The sequence below is a fragment of the Sphingomonas sp. IC4-52 genome, assembly GCF_020707225.1.
Lineage (GTDB): Bacteria > Pseudomonadota > Alphaproteobacteria > Sphingomonadales > Sphingomonadaceae > Sphingomonas.
The window spans coordinates 824,076-842,483 of the sequence record NZ_JAJFEU010000001.1 but is presented as its reverse complement, the minus strand read 5'-3'; the positions used below and the strand labels follow the sequence as shown (position 1 = coordinate 842,483).

Annotated in this window: 19 protein-coding genes; 11 read left to right on the top strand and 8 right to left on the bottom strand. The window is 65.2% G+C overall.

Annotation, left to right across the window (positions count from 1 at the left end; translation table 11 throughout):
- Positions 1 to 70: 70 nt before the first annotated feature.
- The gene (locus LK535_RS04180) at positions 71 to 613 is read left to right on the top strand and encodes a CHAP domain-containing protein (RefSeq protein ID WP_227771072.1); all 543 of its coding nucleotides are present in this window, start codon (positions 71 to 73) and stop codon (positions 611 to 613) included.
- 64 nt (positions 614 to 677) lie between these two features.
- On the opposite strand, the gene msrB is transcribed toward LK535_RS04180, so the two are convergent.
- Positions 678 to 1,169 carry a peptide-methionine (R)-S-oxide reductase MsrB gene (gene msrB / locus LK535_RS04175; RefSeq protein WP_227770603.1) on the bottom strand — a complete coding sequence of 164 codons (492 nt, stop codon included), beginning with the start codon at positions 1,167 to 1,169 and terminating at the stop codon, positions 678 to 680.
- Between the two features lie 149 nt (positions 1,170 to 1,318).
- Between msrB and LK535_RS04170 the strand changes: the two genes are divergently transcribed.
- The gene (locus tag LK535_RS04170) at positions 1,319 to 2,578 is read left to right on the top strand and encodes a glutamate-5-semialdehyde dehydrogenase (protein WP_227770602.1); all 1,260 of its coding nucleotides are present in this window, start codon (positions 1,319 to 1,321) and stop codon (positions 2,576 to 2,578) included.
- 13 nt (positions 2,579 to 2,591) lie between these two features.
- Here LK535_RS04170 and LK535_RS04165 read toward each other — a convergent pair whose 3' ends face one another.
- The gene (locus LK535_RS04165) at positions 2,592 to 3,869 is read right to left on the bottom strand and encodes a methyltransferase family protein (RefSeq protein ID WP_227770601.1); all 1,278 of its coding nucleotides are present in this window, start codon (positions 3,867 to 3,869) and stop codon (positions 2,592 to 2,594) included.
- A gap of 85 nt (positions 3,870 to 3,954) precedes the next feature.
- Between LK535_RS04165 and LK535_RS04160 the strand changes: the two genes are divergently transcribed.
- Complete coding sequence (locus LK535_RS04160; RefSeq protein WP_227771071.1) at positions 3,955 to 4,437, top strand: GAF domain-containing protein; 483 nt, start codon at positions 3,955 to 3,957, stop codon at positions 4,435 to 4,437.
- A 406-nt stretch (positions 4,438 to 4,843) separates the two neighbouring features.
- On the top strand, positions 4,844 to 5,620 hold the full coding sequence (locus tag LK535_RS04155; RefSeq protein ID WP_321576534.1) for an RcnB family protein: 777 nt from the start codon (positions 4,844 to 4,846) through the stop codon (positions 5,618 to 5,620).
- A 72-nt stretch (positions 5,621 to 5,692) separates the two neighbouring features.
- Here LK535_RS04155 and LK535_RS04150 read toward each other — a convergent pair whose 3' ends face one another.
- A complete protein-coding gene (locus tag LK535_RS04150) occupies positions 5,693 to 6,145 on the bottom strand; it encodes a universal stress protein (protein ID WP_227770599.1) in 453 nt (150 codons plus the stop codon).
- Positions 6,146 to 6,253: 108 nt separating this feature from the next.
- On the opposite strand from LK535_RS04150, the gene LK535_RS04145 reads away from it, so the two are divergent.
- The 5 genes from LK535_RS04145 to LK535_RS04125 all read left to right on the top strand — a co-directional run bounded on the left by LK535_RS04145 (position 6,254) and on the right by LK535_RS04125 (position 11,155).
- The gene (locus tag LK535_RS04145) at positions 6,254 to 7,594 is read left to right on the top strand and encodes a pyruvate dehydrogenase complex dihydrolipoamide acetyltransferase (RefSeq protein ID WP_227770598.1); all 1,341 of its coding nucleotides are present in this window, start codon (positions 6,254 to 6,256) and stop codon (positions 7,592 to 7,594) included.
- A 1-nt stretch (position 7,595) separates the two neighbouring features.
- Positions 7,596 to 7,793, top strand: coding sequence for a hypothetical protein (locus tag LK535_RS04140; RefSeq protein WP_227770597.1), 198 nt, complete (start codon positions 7,596 to 7,598; stop codon positions 7,791 to 7,793).
- A 3-nt stretch (positions 7,794 to 7,796) separates the two neighbouring features.
- The gene (lpdA, locus tag LK535_RS04135; RefSeq protein ID WP_227770596.1) at positions 7,797 to 9,197 is read left to right on the top strand and encodes a dihydrolipoyl dehydrogenase; all 1,401 of its coding nucleotides are present in this window, start codon (positions 7,797 to 7,799) and stop codon (positions 9,195 to 9,197) included.
- Between the two features lie 279 nt (positions 9,198 to 9,476).
- Positions 9,477 to 10,397, top strand: a complete 921-nt coding sequence (locus tag LK535_RS04130) for an aminotransferase class IV (RefSeq protein WP_227770595.1) — start codon at positions 9,477 to 9,479, stop codon at positions 10,395 to 10,397.
- Positions 10,394 to 11,155, top strand: a complete 762-nt coding sequence (locus LK535_RS04125; RefSeq protein WP_227770594.1) for a sulfotransferase — start codon at positions 10,394 to 10,396, stop codon at positions 11,153 to 11,155. The genes LK535_RS04130 and LK535_RS04125 overlap by 4 nt, the downstream gene beginning before the upstream one ends.
- A gap of 20 nt (positions 11,156 to 11,175) precedes the next feature.
- On the opposite strand, the gene LK535_RS04120 is transcribed toward LK535_RS04125, so the two are convergent.
- Entirely contained in the window at positions 11,176 to 12,000 is an 825-nt protein-coding gene (locus tag LK535_RS04120; protein WP_227770593.1) for an alpha/beta fold hydrolase, read from the bottom strand.
- A 70-nt stretch (positions 12,001 to 12,070) separates the two neighbouring features.
- A complete protein-coding gene (locus LK535_RS04115) occupies positions 12,071 to 13,465 on the bottom strand; it encodes an MFS transporter (RefSeq protein WP_227770592.1) in 1,395 nt (464 codons plus the stop codon).
- A gap of 241 nt (positions 13,466 to 13,706) precedes the next feature.
- On the opposite strand from LK535_RS04115, the gene LK535_RS04110 reads away from it, so the two are divergent.
- Positions 13,707 to 15,806: a prolyl oligopeptidase family serine peptidase gene (locus tag LK535_RS04110; protein ID WP_227770591.1), complete on the top strand. Its 2,100-nt coding sequence runs from the start codon at positions 13,707 to 13,709 to the stop codon at positions 15,804 to 15,806.
- Positions 15,807 to 15,834: 28 nt separating this feature from the next.
- Here LK535_RS04110 and LK535_RS04105 read toward each other — a convergent pair whose 3' ends face one another.
- Positions 15,835 to 16,953, bottom strand: a complete 1,119-nt coding sequence (locus tag LK535_RS04105; protein ID WP_227770590.1) for a 2OG-Fe(II) oxygenase — start codon at positions 16,951 to 16,953, stop codon at positions 15,835 to 15,837.
- Positions 16,954 to 17,087: 134 nt separating this feature from the next.
- On the opposite strand from LK535_RS04105, the gene LK535_RS04100 reads away from it, so the two are divergent.
- On the top strand, positions 17,088 to 17,438 hold the full coding sequence (locus tag LK535_RS04100; protein WP_227771070.1) for a WYL domain-containing protein: 351 nt from the start codon (positions 17,088 to 17,090) through the stop codon (positions 17,436 to 17,438).
- On the opposite strand, the gene LK535_RS04095 is transcribed toward LK535_RS04100, so the two are convergent.
- Both LK535_RS04095 and LK535_RS04090 read right to left on the bottom strand, forming a co-directional pair.
- Positions 17,421 to 17,837: a cupin domain-containing protein gene (locus LK535_RS04095; protein ID WP_227770589.1), complete on the bottom strand. Its 417-nt coding sequence runs from the start codon at positions 17,835 to 17,837 to the stop codon at positions 17,421 to 17,423. The two genes, LK535_RS04100 and LK535_RS04095, sit on opposite strands and share 18 nt — an antisense overlap.
- Complete coding sequence (locus LK535_RS04090) at positions 17,834 to 18,385, bottom strand: glycine zipper 2TM domain-containing protein (protein WP_227770588.1); 552 nt, start codon at positions 18,383 to 18,385, stop codon at positions 17,834 to 17,836. The genes LK535_RS04095 and LK535_RS04090 overlap by 4 nt, the downstream gene beginning before the upstream one ends.
- Positions 18,386 to 18,408: the final 23 nt, after the last annotated feature.

The following is an 18,408-nucleotide window of genomic DNA, read 5'->3' as shown; positions in this document are numbered from 1 at the left end:
GCGACGAACATCCGTTGACCGGGGGGTCGCAGTGAATTTCAAGACTTTCGGGGCGCGCCTCGCGCTCGTAATGTCGTGCAGCCTGATGACGGCAACGGCGGCAAATGCGCAGTTTTGGCAATGTGCGCCCTATGCTCGCGAGATTTCGGGCATTCAGATCCACGGTAACGCCAATACTTGGTGGGGCCAGGCAGCGGGCCGTTACGAGCGCGGCAATGCGCCAAAGGTTGGCGCGGTGCTTTCCTTTCGCTCGACCAGCCGCATGCGGGTGGGCCATGTTGCCATGGTCAGCCAGATCGTCAGCGATCGCGAGGTTCTGCTAACCCACGCGAACTGGTCGCGTCGGGGCGGCGTGGAGCGTAACGTTCGCGCGATCGACGTGTCGGACGCGGGCGACTGGAGCCTCGTGAAGGTGTGGTACGCGCCGCAGGGCGGCCTGGGTACCTCCAGCTATCCCACTGACGGCTTCATCTACGGCGGCCATGCGGACAGCGTTGCTCCCGTCGTGATTGCGAACAAGAACAACGGGACGGACGAGACCCGCCTGGCCAATCTGGCGATCGCATCGGCCGCCGCGGCACCGGTGCGCGGTGCCATCACTCTCAGCAACTGATCAGTTCGGTTCGGCGGCGCCCATCCTTACTGAAGAGTTCGACTGAGGGCGCCGGTCGCCCTGGTCACTTCGGCCGGAATGCCATGGCTGCGCCGTTCATACAGTAACGCTTGCCGGTCGGACGCGGGCCGTCGTCAAACACATGGCCCAGATGTCCGCCACATCGGGCACAATGCACTTCCGTACGGGGTATGCCGAGGCTGAAGTCCCGCCGGATACCCACGCTTCCTCTCAGCGGCGCCCAGAAGCTTGGCCAACCCGTTCCGCTGTCGAATTTCGTCCTTGAGGAAAACAGTGCCTGACTGCAGCCGGCGCAGTTGAAGACGCCCAGCCGTTTTTCTCGATCGAGCGGGCTGGAGAACGGGCGCTCCGTGGCCTCTTTGCGCAACACGGCATAGGCTTGCGGCGACAGTTTTCTGCGCCACTCTGCATCGCTCAATTGAACTGGGAATGCCTCGGCCTCGGCAGGCGAGGCGCCGCAAGCTGCAAGCATCAAGGTTGCGGCTCCACCACCAAGTCCCAGGATCATGGTGCGCCGATCAAGCAGAGGGCTCATGGATCCGAATATGGGTACGGATCGGCCGGTGTGTATATGCGCTGACGCGATCTCGGTTGCTGCGCGGATAGCGGCGAGCGATGCGGACCTTCGTTGGCTGGCAGAAACGCTAATTCGATGATCGACCATGCCCGTGCTATCCAGGATCGATGCTGGACACTCAGAACCCTCAAGCAATGATCGCTGGCATGGCTGCGTCTGCGCGCCGTGCAGCACATCAGCTCGCCCGTTGCTCGACGGATCAGCGCCGCTCCGCGTTGCTGCGGGCGGAGGAGGCGATCCGCGCCGCTAGTGCTGAGATCCTGGCCGCCAACGCGACAGATGTGGCGCGCGCGAAAGCAGCAGGGCTTACCGATGCCATGCTTGATCGACTGCGGCTGGACGAGGCGCGCGTCGCGGGGATGGCGGCTGGCATCGCAACCGTCGCTACGCTTCCGGACCCCGTCGGTGAGGTGATCGACACCACCGTACGTCCGAACGGGCTAGAGCTGTCGCGTGTTCGGGTGCCGATCGGGGTAATCGGGATCATCTACGAAAGTCGCCCCAATGTGACGGCCGACGCAGCGGCGTTGTGCGTCATGTCAGGCAATGCCGCCATTTTGCGCGGCGGAAGCGAAGCTTCCGAGAGCAACGCTGCCATTCACCGGGCGTTCTGCGCCGGCTTGAACGTCGCGGACTTGCCGACCGATGCGGTGCAATTGGTCGGGACGACGGATCGCGCGGCCGTCGGCGCGATGCTTGCCGCTCAGGGCGCCATCGATCTTGTCGTGCCGCGGGGCGGGAAGGGGCTGGTGGCGCGTGTCCAGGCGGAGGCTCGGGTGCCGGTGCTGGCGCATCTGGATGGGATCAACCACGTCTTCGTTCACGCGTCCGCCGATCCGGACATGGCGGCGGAGATCGTCAGGAACGCGAAGATGCGGCGGACCGGCGTGTGCGGCGCCATGGAGACGCTGTTGATCGACTCAGGCTACCCGGATCCCGCCGCACTGGTGCGGGCCCTTTTGGACGCCGGCTGTGCAGTTCGGGGTGACGATCGGGTGCGGGCCTTCGCGTCCGTAGCGGCAGCCGACGCGGCGGACTGGGATACCGAATATCTGGATGCGATCTGTTCGGTGGCGATGGTCGACGGCGTTGACGAAGCGCTCGCGCATATCGCGCGGCATAGTTCGGGACATACAGACGCGATCGTGGCAGCGGACGAGGGGGTGGCAAACCGCTTCCTCGCGGAAGTCGATTCGGCGATTGTGCTGTGGAATGCCTCTACCCAGTTCGCTGACGGCGGCGAATTCGGGTTGGGCGCGGAGATCGGAATCGCGACTGGGCGCCTGCACGCCCGCGGTCCCGTCGCGCTGGAGGGCCTGACCACCTACAAATGGATCGGCCGCGGCACGGGGCAGGTGCGAAGCTAGCGACAGGTCTCGCTCATCTGCCGCCCAGCCAGCGGAAGAACCGCGGAACCGGCGCATTGCGGCTCATCCAGGCGCTATAATCACGGTACACGGGATCGGCGGATAGGTGGCGCTCCTCCGTGCGCGCGCGCCAATAATAAATGCCGCTTACTGCCGCCAGGATCAGCGTTGCCCGCGCCGCATCGACCAGAGTGCCCGTCGTGAACAGGGGCAGGGTGGAAAGCCACCAGAACAGATTTTTCGTGAGATACGCGGGATGACGTGACCACGCATAGGGGCCGTGGGTGAGAATGCCCCGATGCGTCAGATTCGAAAAACGCAACCCGAACGCCACGGTGGCCCAGGCATAGATCGCGGTGAGCAAGACCAGCGCTGCGCCGACGATCGCCAGCAGCACGGGATAACCATGAAGCCATTGGCTCCATTCCGCAGTTCCTGGATGATAGTCGAGCGGTCCGCCCTGATCCATAAGGATGAATGGCGGGTAGCATATCAACGCGGCTGCCCAGCCAGCGGCATAGGGATTTGCACTGCGGATATGCGCGTCGAGCGGGCGCATGGTCAGGACGTAACCGACCGTCGCGAACGCCACGTCGATGACGAACATGAACGTGATCAGCCAGTTCGCGAGTGCCACGGGATTGGCCAGGATGCCGAACGTGGGCGTTCGGATGAACTCGCCAAAGCCCGGCGGCACGATGGCGAGCATGAACGCCAGGAAGAACGCTTTCACGCCCCAGGCGCGAAGGTGAGCATGGATAAGCTCGGCTTCCGCATTGTTCGTATGCGTCAGCCAGGCGCCCAGGGCCCAGGCGCCATCCCGAGGCTCCACCAGGCGACGATCGAGCCAGATTACATAGGGAATGGAGAGAAGGAACAGCAGCGGCGCCGCCATTCCGAAGCACCACATTGCGAACCGGAAGTTGCCCTCCCAATAAAAGCGTCCGGTCGCATAGATCAGCGCAATGCCCGCCCATGTGGCCCACAGGCCGACAAGCTTGATCAGGCTGGTGTCAATCGTCTCGCGCCACGGACGCACCCTGGACCAGTCGATGCCTGTGGATGGCCGGCGGTGGACCTTGTCCACCAGCAGCGACCAGATCACCATGGGAATGCCGCACGCCAGCAGGTTGACCAGCGCCGCATAGGGGCCATCCAGGTCATAGAGCCGCGCAACAAAGATCCACGTGATCAAGCCCGCCAACCCTGCGAGCCCAACGCCATGGGAGACGGCCGATGCTGGGCGCGGATCGGCGCGGTGGGTGGGGGTGAGCGCGACGTGCTGGTGCATGGGCCGCTCGCGTAGCACAGCAAAGGTAATCGTCGCATGAAGGATGGCTCTCGCTTCCCCATCCCAGCGTGACTACATCGCGCGCATGTACCAGTTCGATATCCAGGCCGGCGAAAAGGCCGAGCTTTACCGCGACATCCTGTCCGCTCTCGATGCGCTGACCGCCGGCGAGCCCGATCCGGTCGCGAACATGGCCAACGCCGCAGCGCTCATTTGGCAGTATCTCCCCGATCTCAATTGGGCTGGCTTCTATCGCGTGGTCGATGGCGAACTGGTGCTCGGGCCGTTTCAGGGCAAACCTGCCTGTATCCGGATCGCGCTGGGTGCCGGCGTGTGCGGCGCAGCCGCAGCGTCGCGTGAAACGCAGTTGGTTGCCGACGTTCACGCCTTTCCCGGGCACATCGCCTGCGACGCGGCCAGCGCGTCCGAACTGGTGGTCCCGATCATCCATGACGGCGTCGTGATCGGCGTGCTTGATCTCGACAGCCCGACGCCATCGCGTTTCGACGAAGAGGATGCCCGGGGCGGGGAGGCGATCGCCTTGCTGCTGGCCTCACGCATCGTCTGACACGGGCGTTCCGGCTGCATCATTCCGGGACGAAGCGTCACGTCGAAGGCTCCCGACCGGCTGGTAAGCGGTCCGTCAACCATGGCAGGCGCCGGGGGAACACACGCGACTTCGGGGAGAGTGATCGATGCGCGCGCATCCGGCAGCGGCAATGCTTTTGCTAGGCGTCATGGCGACGGCGGCTGACGCCCTCGAGCCTCAAGCTGTTCGCGCGGACACCGGATCTCGTGCGAGTGCCGCATCCGCCACGACTGGGGGGCGAATGCCGGGGCGTGCAGTGCGCTCGCTCTCGACGCCAGGCCGGGCGGATGAGCCACGTTGGGGCGGGCGCATCGACGGGCGGTGGTGGGCCGGCGCGCGCGCTCCCGGCGGCTGGAGTGCGTATCAGCGGCCGCTCAGAGGATCGGTGCTGCCACCCTATTGGGCAGGATCGCAATGGCAGGTCGAGGATTGGGCAGGTTTCGACCTCCCGCCGCCGCCCGCCGCCCATGTCTGGTCGCGCTATTATGATGATGCGGTGCTGCTCGACCAGCGGGGCACGGTCCACGACACGATCGGCGGTGTCGACTGGGATCGCTTCGACTCGCAGCATGCGGATTACGCCTACCGGGAGGGTGGGGGAAACGATCAGCAGCTCACCTCGACCGCCGCGCCGCCGGGCGCGCCATATCCTGTCCCTGCGCATCGGCAGGCCGGTCAGGTGCCAATCGCCCGCGACACGACGGAACGTGCGCAGGCCGACGTGAAACAGGGGCGTGCACTGCTCCCAAGCTCGCCGGATAGCCCCGCGGCTGCGACCCACAGCCGCAAAAAGGATCGCCGTCGCCGCGCCTCGGCTGATGCGCCTGGCGCAGCATATCCGCGCCCAGAGCACGGCAGCTATCCGCTGGCCGTGGCGACGCGGGAACCCGTACCGCCTCCGACCTACGCTCCACCAGCGCCTGTTCCCATCGTCGCCAGTTCGAACGGGGCCACGGTGGTGACCACCACCGCGACAAACCCGTCAGCTGGATATTACAGCAACGGCTATTACTATCCGGCGCCCACGATCATCACCATCACGGTGAACGGCCAACCAATGGTGACAGCCCCGCCGAGCGACATCTGGGAAGATGGAGTAACTTACTCGCCCGCATCCGGAACTCGGGTGCATACCGTTACGCCGCGCTCCACCCGCCGCTGACCGGATTTCCGTCGCCTCACAGTTCACCCGGCAATGGTGTGGCGTCGAGCGCGGAGCGGGCTTCTCACGCGCCTAGCTCAGCCGATCAATCGCGTCCCGATCAAGATTGCCCGGAATGATCATCAGCGGGATGGGCAAGGTCCCTGCCTGTCCCGCAAAATGCGTCACTAGCGGCCCGGGGGTGCCGTCGGCCGCAGCGCCAAGCACCAGGGCCGCAACGTCCGGATTGCCAGCGATCAGCTCCCGAATGATCTTCGGGCCATCACCTTGCCTGACGGTAATGGACGGACGCAGCCCGGATTCCTGGATCAGCGTGCCGGCCGCTTTTGCCACCAAACCTTCTGCCCGCCGCCGGGCTTCTTCTTCGATCGTCGCTTGCACGCCACCAAAAGCGATGAACTCCTGCTGCTCCACCAGCGCCAGGATCTCGACTCCACCCCCCGTTTTCACCGCGCGTCGAGCCGCAAACCGGAGGGCGATTTCCGCTTCCGGCGCGTCATCGATGACCGTCAGATAAATGCGCATGCGTCTTCGATAATCTCCAGTCAGCCCATCCTTATCCGCGTGCGGGGTTGACCGCGCAAGGCCTCGGCGCAAGAGACAGGCACTCCCCAGGAACCGCCGAGAACCCTCATGTCGATCGAAATCAAGATGCCCGCGCTCTCCCCTACCATGGAGGAAGGAACGCTGGCGAAATGGCTCGTGAAGGAGGGGGATACCGTCAAGGCCGGTGACCTGATGGCCGAGATCGAGACGGACAAGGCCACCATGGAGTTTGAAGCGGTGGATGAGGGCGTCGTCGCCAAGATCGTCGTAGCCGAGGGCACGGACGGGGTGAAGGTCGGCGACGTGATCATGCTCCTCGACGCGGAGGGCGAGGAAAGCACGCCAGCGCGCGTGCAGCCTGCCAAGACGGAAGGCCAGCCGGTCTCGAAGGAGCAGGTCGACGCCCCGGTGGACCGGGAAACCAGCGAGCCGGTGTCGCCGCAGAACCCGGAGACAAAGTCGGCGGCGCCACAGGTGAAGCCGCAGAATACCGGCGGCGATCGTGTGAAGGCGAGCCCGCTTGCGCGGCGTATCGCCGCCGAGAAGGGCGTGGATCTCGCCGGAGTGACTGGCTCCGGGCCGAACGGCCGCATCGTGAAGGCCGATGTCGAAGGTGCGCCCCGGGGTGCGGCTTCGGCGGCGCCCCAGGCCCAGGCTGCACCGGCGGCGGCTGCGGCTGCGGCGCCAGCGCCGGCCGCGGCTTCCGCTCCGGCGCCAGCTGTTGCGTCCATTCCCGATATCCCGCACGAGACGACGAAGCTCAGCAACATGCGCAAGACGATTGCGCGGCGGCTGACCGAGTCGAAGCAGCAGGTGCCTCACATCTACCTCACGGTCGATGTACGCCTCGACAAGCTGCTGAAGCTGCGCACCGAGCTGAACGACAGCCTTGCCCCGCGCGGCGTGAAGCTGTCGGTCAACGATCTGATGATCAAGGCGTTGGCGGCCGCGCTGGTGCAGGTGCCCAAGTGCAACGTGATGTACACGCCCAATGAACTCGTCACGTTCAAGCGCGCCGACATTTCGGTGGCGGTGTCCACCGCCGAGGGTTTGATCACCCCGGTCATCACAGAGGCGGATACGTCCTCGCTTTCGTCCATTTCCACCCGCATGAAGGATCTGGCCGCACGCGCCCGCGACAAGAAGCTGAAGCCAGAGGAATTCCAGGGCGGCACCGCCTCGCTCAGCAACATGGGCATGTACGGGATCAAGCAGTTCGAAGCGGTCATCAATCCGCCGCAGGGCATGATCCTGGCGGTGGGTGCTGGCGAAAAGCGGCCCTATGTGATTGACGATGCGCTTGGCATCGCCACCGTGATGAGCGCGACCGGCAGCTTTGACCACCGTGCGATCGACGGAGCCGACGGCGCCGAGTTGATGCAGGCGTTCAAGGCGTTGTGCGAAAATCCGCTGGGCATGCTGGCCTGAAATGAACCGCGCGGTCGCCGCCGAGCTGCTGCATCTTGCCGCGGGCTTGCTGCTGACGTTGGCCTTCTTCCGCGCGGCCATCTGGTCCTATCCGCAAGGCGCCGGCTCGTTGGAGCCGGTCTGCGTGCTGACGATGCTGGCTCTGCTGGCAATGAGCGTGCCGGAACTGGTGAAAGCCGCGCGCAAACCAAGGAACTGAAAAGTGGCAGACACTTACGATCTCGTCGTCCTGGGCTCCGGACCGGGCGGCTATGTCGCGGCTATTCGGGCGGCGCAGCTCGGGCTGAAGACCGCCATTGTCGAGCGGGAGCTGCTTGGCGGCATCTGCCTGAATTGGGGCTGCATCCCGACCAAGGCGCTGTTGCGCTCGGCCGAAGTGTATCACCTGATGAGCCACGCCGGGGATTACGGCCTGACAGCGCAGGGGATCACGGCTGATCTCGACGCGGTGGTTAAGCGCTCGCGCGGGGTGGCGAAGCAACTCAATCAGGGCGTTACGCACCTGATGAAGAAGAACAAGATCGCCGTTCACATGGGTGAAGGGAAGCTGACCGGAAAGGGCAAGCTGACCGTCACCGACAAGGACGGGAAGGCGAGCGAGCTTTCCTACAAGAACGTCATTGTCGCCACCGGCGCGCGGGCGCGTGAGCTGCCGTTTGCCAAGTCCGACGGCGAAAGGGTGTGGACGTATCGCCATGCAATGACGCCCAAGGAAATGCCAAAAAAGCTGCTGGTGATCGGATCCGGCGCGATCGGTATCGAGTTCGCCAGCTTCTACAACGACATGGGCGCGGACGTCACGGTCGTGGAGATGCTTGACCGTCTCGTGCCGGTGGAGGATGTCGACGTCTCCGCGCATCTGGAAAAGGCGCTGAAGAAGCAGGGCATGACGATCATGACCTCGGCCAGCATCAGTGCGCTTGATGTGAAGTCGGGCGGCGTCACCGCCCGACTGAAGGACAAAGCGGGCAAGGAAACTACTGCCGAGTTCAGCCATGTGATCGTTGCGGTCGGTATTGTGCCGAATACGGAGAATGTCGGCCTCAAGGAGCTGGGCGTTGAGATGGACGAGCACGGCTTCCTGAAGACCGACGCCATGTGCCGCACTAATGTGGAGGGCGTCTGGGCAATCGGCGACATCACTGCGCCGCCATGGCTGGCTCACAAGGCGAGCCACGAAGGCGTGATCGCAGCGGAGGCGATTGCCGGCGGCCACCCGCATGCCATGGATCCGCGCAACATTCCGGGCTGCACCTATTGCCGGCCGCAGATCGCCAGCGTCGGCCTCACGGAGGCAAAGGCCAAGGAGGCCGGCTATGAGGTCAAGGTTGGCAACTTCCCGTTCATCGGCAACGGCAAGGCAATTGCGCTGGGCGAGCCGGAAGGGTTCGTGAAGACGGTGTTCGACGCGAAGACCGGCGAACTGCTGGGCGCACACATGATCGGGGCCGAGGTGACCGAGATGATCCAGGGCTATACGATCGGCAAGACGCTGGAAACGACCGAAGCGGAGCTGATGGAAACGGTGTTCCCGCACCCGACGATCAGCGAGACGATGCACGAGGCGGTGCTCGGCGCCTATGGCAAGGCGCTGCACATCTGAGGGTTCTGTGCTGCGCAGGCGGTCCGACAATGATCGCCTGCCTTGTTGGCGCGCAAATGCGCGGCGCTGACGCGGGAAGGCGCCGCGCGGGCGCTCTACGCTGGTAGTACGCCGTCGCCGGCACCGGCGGGAGTGTGGCCTCTTGCGACGCAAGCTTGCCGCTTTCCCCCGCGCCCCATGGCTCCCATGCGCACTCGTCGGCGTACCCAGGCGCGAACATCCTTCGACAATCTCGGCGCCCTCAGGTTAGGAGCGGATGTCCGAACCAGGGGAGCGACCATGACCGATCACGCCACCGGCACTCACGTCTTCACGCCTGATCCCCGCAACGACAATGTCCTGATCGACGTCAACGGCGAACTGTTCCGGCGTCCCGAGGCAAAGGTGTCGGTATTCGATTCGGGCTTCATGCTGGGCGATGGCGTCTGGGAAGGGCTTCGGGTCTACAATGGCAAGATGGCGTTTCTCGACCGCCATCTCGACCGGCTCTGGCAGGGTGCGAAGGCTATCGCGATGGACATCGGTATCACGCGCCAGGCGCTGGTCGAGCGTCTGCGGCGGGTGCTCGATGCCAACGACATGCGGGACGACGGTGTTCATATCCGGTTGATGGTCACGCGGGGGGTACGCTCGACGCCCTATCAGGATCCTCGCGTGGTAATCTCGCCTGCCACGATCGTCATCATTCCTGAGTGGAAGGCACCAGCCGCCGGTACCGCCACCCGCATGCTGAACCTGTTCACCGTCCACGTGCGCCGCGGCTATCCCGACGTTCAGGATCCGAAGCTCAATTCGCATTCAAAGCTGAATTGCATCACCGCCTGCATCCAGGCGGCTCAGGCGGGGGCGGACGAGGCGCTGATGCTGGATCCGCATGGCTTTATCGCAACCTGCAACTCGACCCACTTCTTCATCGTGCGGAAGGGCGAGCTGTGGACCTCGACCGGGGATTATTGCCTTGACGGGATCACGCGCCGCATCGTCGTCGAGACGGCGCGGGCGGCGGGCATTCCCACCTATGAACGCAACTTCTCCCTGACGGACGTTTATGGTGCGGACGAGGCATTCACTACCGGCACGTTCGCCGGGCTTGCACCGGTCGGGGTGATCGACGGGCGAGTGATCGGTACCGAACGCGGGCCTGTGGTGGAGCGCTTGCAAGCGCTCTATCGCGAGGCGGTGGACCGGGAACTGGCATGACCTCCGCGGCCTTTTCCCGCGTCGGTGAGCCGCTGCGAATCGCCATGTGGTCTGGCCCACGCAACATTTCGACGGCGATGATGCGCAGCTTCTCCAGTCGCGCGGATTGCGCGGTCAGCGATGAGCCCTTCTACGGCTGTTTCCTGGCCGCGAGTGGGGCCGATCACCCGATGCGCGATGACGTGATCGCCAGCATGGACTGCAACTGGCAATCGGTCGCTCGCACCTTGGCCGGCGAGGCTCCGGCAGGAAAGCCGGTCTGGTACCAGAAGCACATGCCCCACCATATGGTCGGGCCAATAACGCCGGATGATCTTTCCGGTGTGGTCCACGCCTTTCTGATCCGCGATCCTGCCCGAATGGCAGCGTCCTACGCCGCGAAGCGGGAGGCGGTGACGCCCGAGGATCTCGGCGTCGGGGCGCAACGGGCCTTTTTCGATCGGGTCGCCGAGCGCCTCGGCCACGCCCCGCCGGTGATCGACTCCGCGGACGTGTTGCGCGATCCCGCGGGCACGCTCTCGGCCTTGTGCCGGGCGCTCGACATCCCGTGGGACGAGGCCATGCTGTCATGGGCGCCTGGGCGCCACCCCGACGATGGTGTCTGGGCGGCTCACTGGTACGGCCGGGTCGAGGCATCCAGCGGGTTCGGTGCGCCGGAGCCTGAACCGGCCCCGCTGCCGCCCGGGCTCGCGGTCGTCGCTGACGTATGCCGGGCGGACTATGAAGCGATGGCGGCCCATCGCCTTCGTGCGGACTAAAGCGGCAAATTCGTCACCGCCTATCGACTCAGAAACGTCAGCAGATCCTGGGTCAGCCGGTCGCTTTCGGTAGCGAACAGACCGTGCGGCGCCCCGTCATATTCCACGAGCTGGCTCATCTTGATCCCGCGCGCCGCGGCTCGCCCGGTGGCATCGATGGGGACGGTTTTGTCGCCGGTGCCGTGGATTACCAGCGTCGGCACCCGGAAGGCGGCGAGATCGGGACGGAAATCGGTGAAGCTGAAGCTGCGCGCGCACTCCAGCGTGGATCGCAGCGACGCCTGCATTGCCAGCCGCCATGCCCAGTCGAGCGTCGCCTCGCTCACCGGGCTGCTCACGTAACCGACCCCGAAGAAATCCTTGAAGAAGGTGCGGAAGAAATTGGCCCGATCGTGCCGAATGCCTTCCCCGATCTGCAACAGTTGCGCTTCGGTGGCGCCCTGCGGATTGTCGTCGGTCTTCAGCATGTAGGGAACGACGGAGCCGACCAGCACCGCCGCATGCACACCGCGTCCATCGTGCCGGCTCATGTATCGCGCGACTTCACCGCCGCCCATGGAGAAGCCGACCAGGGTGGCGTCCTGCTCCACGCCCGCCGCCTTCATGACTTCCGACAGGTCGTCGGTCAGCGAGTCATAGTCATAACCGTTCCACGGTTGGCTGGAGCGGCCGAAGCCACGACGGTCATAGGCGATCACGCGATAGCCGGCCTCGGCCAGCGCCATGGCCTGTGGGTCCCAGCTGTCGGCAGAAAGCGGCCAACCGTGGATCAGGACGACCGGTCGACCCTCGCCCCAGTCCTTCACGTAGATATCGGCACCATCGCGCGTTTTGACGTAGGGCATGATCAACTCCGGTGGCTAAGACCGGAAGAACGGTGACCGCCCGGCTGGCGTTCCGTCCCGCGCCGAAGGCCTAACGTGATTGCCGCAACGCCGGCACGTCGTCCCGCACCTCCGTCACGGAGGGGTTGCGGATCGAGGGCCGCAGCCGGGCAATGCTGCACAGGCCCGCGATCAGCGCGAGCCCTGCGGCAACGACCGGCGGTACCGAGCCGGCGCCGATGCCAGCGGCCAGCAGCGCGGCCGCGAGCGTCGCACCTGTCGTTTGCCCGGTGAGCCGCACCGTCGAGACGAGGCCGCCGGCTGCCGCCGCCCGTTCACGCGGGGCGGAGCCGACAATCAGCCTGGCGTTCGGGGGCAGGTACAGGCCGAAACCCGAACCACAGAGCGCCATCCGCCACGCCACGTCGAAATAGGTCGGGTCCGCCGGCATGGTGGCCAGCAGGGTCAGCGCCACCAGAGTCACCGCCATCCCGATCCCGCCCAGGATGCCGGCCGGGATACGATCCGAGAGGAAGCCGGAGAGCGGCGCCACGATCATGTTGGTGAGCGGCCAGGGGGCGATGCACGCGCCGATCTGGGTTGCGGTAAAGCCCATCGCAGACAGTCGGAATGGCGTTGACACCAGCAAGGTCATGGAGGCGGTGAAGGCGGTCAGGCTGCCGACTGCCGACAACGCGATGATCGGCCGCGCGAGCAGGTCGACCGGCAGGATCGGGGCAGGCGCGCCCATTTCACGCCGCACGAAGAACCAGCCGATCGTCGCCCCCGTGGCGATGATGGCCAGGCTGACAACCGGGCTTTCGCCATGCACCAGGCTTTCCGCCCCGCCGATGATCAGGCCGAACATGCCTGCGCACATCATCGCCCCGATCAGATCTAGGTGCGCCAAGCGCGGGCTGGGATTGGGCAGCGAACGGCCGAGCGCGATGCTGATTACCGCGAACGGAAGCGAGCTCGCGAACACCCACGGCCACGGGGCAACCGCCAGCACCAGACCGCCGATCGTGGGCGCGGCGGCGGCGGAGCTGGTGACAATCACCGAATTGATGCCGAGCCCGCGGCCAAGTTGGCTCGACGGATAAGTCTGGCGGATCAGCGCCGACGAAACGCTGAGCACGCCCGCCGCTCCGATCGCCTGTACCGCACGGACGATCAGCAGGAACGGCAAACTTTTTGCAAAAAAACACAGCAGCGTCGCGACGGCGAAGATTATTTGCCCGGCCTGGTAGGTGCGCTTCAGCCCGATCCGCTCGCCAAGCCCGGCAAACGGCAGAAGCAACATCACCAGCATCACCTGATAGACGGTGACGATCGACACCACCGAGCTTGGCGCCACCCCCAGATCGCGCGCGATCGTCGGCAGCGCTACGTTAGCGATGCCGCCATCAATGATGACCAGCGCGGACCCGCATCCCAGCGAAGCCACGGCAAGCAGGCGACGGGGAAGGGGCAGGCCATCGGACATGGGTGCTTGCCTTACGGAACCTGGCTCGTCGGGCAAGCTACTCTGCGGGGGCTGAAGCATCCGATATCCTGTTGTGCCGGAGGCATTTGCTCCCCCGAACCCTGCGCAGGGCCGCCCTTGCCCGAAGGCACATCGGACGGGAGGCAAACGTCGCAAACGGCAAGCCGATCCCGGCTGGGCGATCATTGCGACAGGATAGCTGTCCGGGCATGGAGGGGCTGGTGACGAAGCGGAGTAGGGAATGAGACTTGGGGTGTTTGCCGTTGCGGCGGCGCTTGCGGCATCGGCCGGCATCGCCCAAATCGCAGGCGTGACTGACGATCCCCATATCTGGCTTGAGGATCGCGAGGGTGCCAAGCCCCTCGCGTGGGTAGAAACCGAAAACAAGCGGACGCTGGCCCGGCTGGAGGCCGATCCGCGTTACCAGACCTTCTATCAGGAGGCGCTGGAGATCGCCTCCGCCGAAGATCGCATACCGATGCCGGAGATGATCGGCACGCGCATCTTCAACCTTTGGCGGGATCAGGCGCATCCTCAGGGCATCTGGCGATCCACCGATGCAGCGGATTTCGCCTCGGCCAACCCGGCCTGGACCACGCTGATCGACCTTGATGCTTTGTCAAAGGCGGAGGGGCGCAAATGGGTGTGGAAGGGCGTCACTTGCCTGGAGCCTGATGAGCGCCGATGCCTCGTCGCCCTGAGCGAAGGCGGAGAGGACGCGACGAGCCTGCGCGAATTCGATCTGGAAACGGGCAAGTTCGTCGACGGCGGTTTCGACCTTCCCGTCTCGAAGCAGAATGCCGACTGGATCGATGCAGACACGCTGATTGTGTCGCGCGATTGGGGCGAGGGTACGCTCACCAAGTCCGGCTATCCCTTCGTCGTGAAGATCCTGAAGCGCGGCGAGCCGCTGGCGTCCGCGCAGGAAATTTATCGCGGCACTTCCGATGACATCGGCGCCTGGCCATCGGTCGAGATTGACGCTCAGGGTAATCGCGCGGTCGTGATCACGCGCGCGAAGACCTTCTTCACCTCCGACATTCTGTTGTGGGATGGTGCCGCGGCAAAGAAAGTGCCGTTGCCCGATCGGGTGGACGTGAACGGTCTGGTTGATGGCCGATTGATCGTGCGCATCAGCGAACCGTGGGGCAAGGTTCCGGAAGGGGCGCTGGCCTCGCTGCCGCTGAAGGACGCGCTGCGCGGGGCGGGCGATCTAACGACGATCTTCGCACCCGGTCCGCGCCAGTCCGTGGATCGCGGTAACGTGCGCGTCACCGGCGGGACGGTGATCGCATCCGTTTACGATAACGTGCGCGGCCGAGCGATGGTGTTCACGCCGTCTGGCGAGGGCTGGACCAGCCGAGCGCTGGCGCTGCCGGACAATCTTTCCGTGGATCTGGTGACAACCGAGCGCGCTGGCGATCGCGGCTATCTCGCGGTGTCGGGCTTCACCACCCCCACACGGCTGATGGCGTTCGACGCTGCAGCGAACCAGCCGCCCGTTGCGGTGAAATCATCGCCCGCCCGGTTCGATGCCACCGGGCTGGTGGTGGAGCAGTTCGAGGCGAGCTCGTCTGACGGCACGAAGGTGCCCTATTTCGTTGTTCACCGTCAGGGCGCACCGAAGGACGGCAGCACGCCCACGCTGATGACGGCCTATGGCGGCTTCGAGGTGTCGAATACGCCTTATTACTCCGGGATCACCGGCAAGCTGTGGCTGGAGCGCGGCGGCGCCTTCGTGCTGGCCAACATTCGCGGTGGCGGCGAGTTCGGGCCGGAGTGGCACGAAGCGGGCCGAAAGACGAAGCGTCAGCTGATCTTTGACGATTTTGCCAGCACCGCGCGGGATCTGTTCGCACGCGGCATCACCAGTGCGCCCAGGCTCGGCATCTATGGCGGTTCCAACGGCGGGTTGCTGATGGGCGTGCAGCTGACCCAGCATCCGGAGCTATGGGGCGCCGTGACGATCCAGGTCCCGCTGCTCGACATGTTGCGGTATGAAGGGATCGCGGCCGGGGCTTCCTGGGTCGACGAATATGGCTCCATTTCCGTGCCGGAGGAGCGCGCGTTTCTGGCGAAGATGTCTCCCTATCATGCGCTGCGCAAGGACGGCCGCTATCCGGAGCCCTATATCTGGACGACGACCAAGGACGACCGGGTGGGGCCGCAGCACGCGCGTAAGTTCGCTGCCCGGATGAAGGAATATGGACTGCCGTATCTGTTCTATGAAGACATGGCGGGCGGCCACTCCGGCGATGCCGACATTGCACAGGGCGCGCGATTGCAGGCGTTGCAGACCGTGTATTTCGCACAGAAGCTGATCGGCCCCGCCGGGAAGTGAGCCGCTCCGCCGACGTGCCCCGTGGCGATCAGGCGGGGGCGTCGGCCGGCGTGGCGGTTCTCGGCTGGCCGCCCGTTTCGGGCGCCAGGAACCGCAGATTGGCCTCGCGTAGCTTCGCGCCTTCCTCGTCATAAAGGAATGGCAGGAAGGCATAGCGCTTGCCGCGGGTGACTGGCTGCGCCTCGTGCAGCAACGAGCAGGAGAAGATCACTGCTCCCCCCGTCGGTGCCCGGTAGGTTTGAGGGCCGAATTCCGGGAAGCAGAGATCACCGCCGTCATATTCGCCGGCGTTCAGGTTGATCGTGCAGGCGAATTTCCGGTGTGCCGTGCCCTTGGTGGTGTTGTCCCGATGCGCGCGGAAGTGACCGCCGCCATTGTCGCCATCGTAGCAAGCGACCAGCCAGCGTTCGATCCGGGTGGCTTCCCAGCCGAGCGCGCGCTTGATCTGCGGAATAAGGAAACGGGCGAGACGGGCGCGCAGCTGCTCGCGCAGCACGTCATCCTCCATATGATAGTCGGAACGCCGCTTATGGCTGTGGTCGATGCGGCCGACGGTGAGTCCGTTTTCCTCCCGCATGAACCCCGAATCCTCGCCGCCATTTGCTTCGTACAGGGTGATGAGGCGCTGGCACAAAGCGGGCTCGAACACGCGGGGCACGATCAATACCGGAGCGGCGGGATAGACGTCCGGCACCGTGATCTGCGCCTTCAGGGCGGCGATCGCTTGCGTACCGGCGTCGAGTGGGAAGCGCCCGCAGACGCGCAGCGTGGTATCAAGCAGCAACCAATGCGGGCGGTATTCGGCGCCCCCCGCATCGTCGTTCAGCGCGCCGTAAAGCCTCGAGACCGCGCCGTCATAATCAAGGAACCAGCGGATGCCGGGCAGTTGTTGCTGTACCACCCCGTCTGCCGCGTCAGCCGGGTTCGTAGACACACCGAAAAAACACGCGTGCCGATCATCGAACAGCATGCGGGTCTCGGTCACCAGCCGCAGGGCGGGTGCCAGCGCCGGATGAGACGCGCTTCCGGCGAAGAGCATCAGGATCGGCCGGCCCGCTGCCGTATCGAATGCGTAGCGCGGGTTGCCCGAAAGCGCCGGCGCATGGAACCACGGTGCCTGATCGCCCGGAAGCAGCAGATTGGCCATGCCGAACGCTACCATGGGCATGCAGTGGCGCGCGAATGGTTTCGCTACGTGAGTTTGCGGATGCAAACGGGGAACGGACCGTTGCACAAAACAGTTATTGCTGCGCTGCAACAGCATGGATATTGCCGGTGAGCATGAAGCTGAACACCGACGAAGATCGGGTCGCCGCACCGGCAACGCCGCCCGTCAGCATGCCGACCGTTTTTGAAGCGATCGTGAAACAACAGGCCATCGCCGCGACGTACAATCGCGGATCGGTGACGCTGGCACCGCATATCGTCTACACCAAGCACGGCGAATTCTATCTCGACGCGATCACGCTGGAGCGGGATGGCAAGCCGCCGCGCGAGCCGAAGATCGGCGCCTTCAAGATTGCTGGTCTCGGGGGCATGCGCGTGACGCCCCGGCGATTTACCCCCAGCGAGCTCTTCAACCCGAAGGAAGAGCGGTACCAGGGCGTGACGCTGCTATCGATCGAAGCCTGAGGGCGACCAGCCGGACCGTGCGAGCTCGAACCCGGCGAAGTCGAAGCCGGGCGCGACGACGCAGCTGACAAGCACCCACCCGTCTGGCGCTTCCGCTGCCTGCCAGCCATGCGCCGGAACCAGCGCTTGCGGCGTGTCCGGGTCAAGGTGACGGGTCGTGACCTGCTCGTCTTCCTCGATATGCAGGAGCAGCGGGCTGCCCGCGTGCCACAGCCACAGCTCTGCCGCGTCGACGCGGTGCCAGTGCGATCGTTCGCCTCGGTCGAGCAGGAACAGGATAGCCGTCATCGGCGATCGCTGGCCCGGCCGCGCCGGCAGCCGGACCGTCTCGCGGTAATGGCCGCCCTCCGGGTGCGGCGACAGGCCGTGCCGGGCGATGAGGGCGGCCGCTTCGCTCACCGGCAGCGGACTTGGTTGTTTTGATCCACGGCCCGACCCGCCAGCGCGCCTGCCGCGCCACCGAACAGTGTGCCGACAATACGGCTGCGCCCGCCATCGATCACGTTGCCAAGAACGCCGCCCAGCGCGCCGCCAACGATCAGCCCGGTCGTGCCGTCGGAGCGGCGGCAGTAATAGCGGCCGTCCGACCCCGAATAGACACGGTCGGTGGGCGCAAGTGCGCGCTCCTGATACTGCGAGCCGGACCGGTAATAACGGGAAGGATCATAGTCGCCCTCGTCGCGCCAGTCCCGGTCATCGTACGCGGAGGCAGGCGGTGGCGGTGCGGTCCGTCCGTCATCCCAGCGCGGATCCCGATAGCCTGATCCCGGCACCCGTCGAACGGACTGATAGCGGTCGAACTCGCTGCGGAAGACCTGCAGCTCGCGCTCGAACCGCTCCTGTGCGGCGCGGAAGCGGGCATCGTCAGCGCTGGATTGGGCGACGGCCGGCGTGCCGAAGGCGGCAGCCGCTACGCCGACGGCGATCGCGATGCGACGAGTAAGCATGTGACGTTTCTCTCCACGCCCAA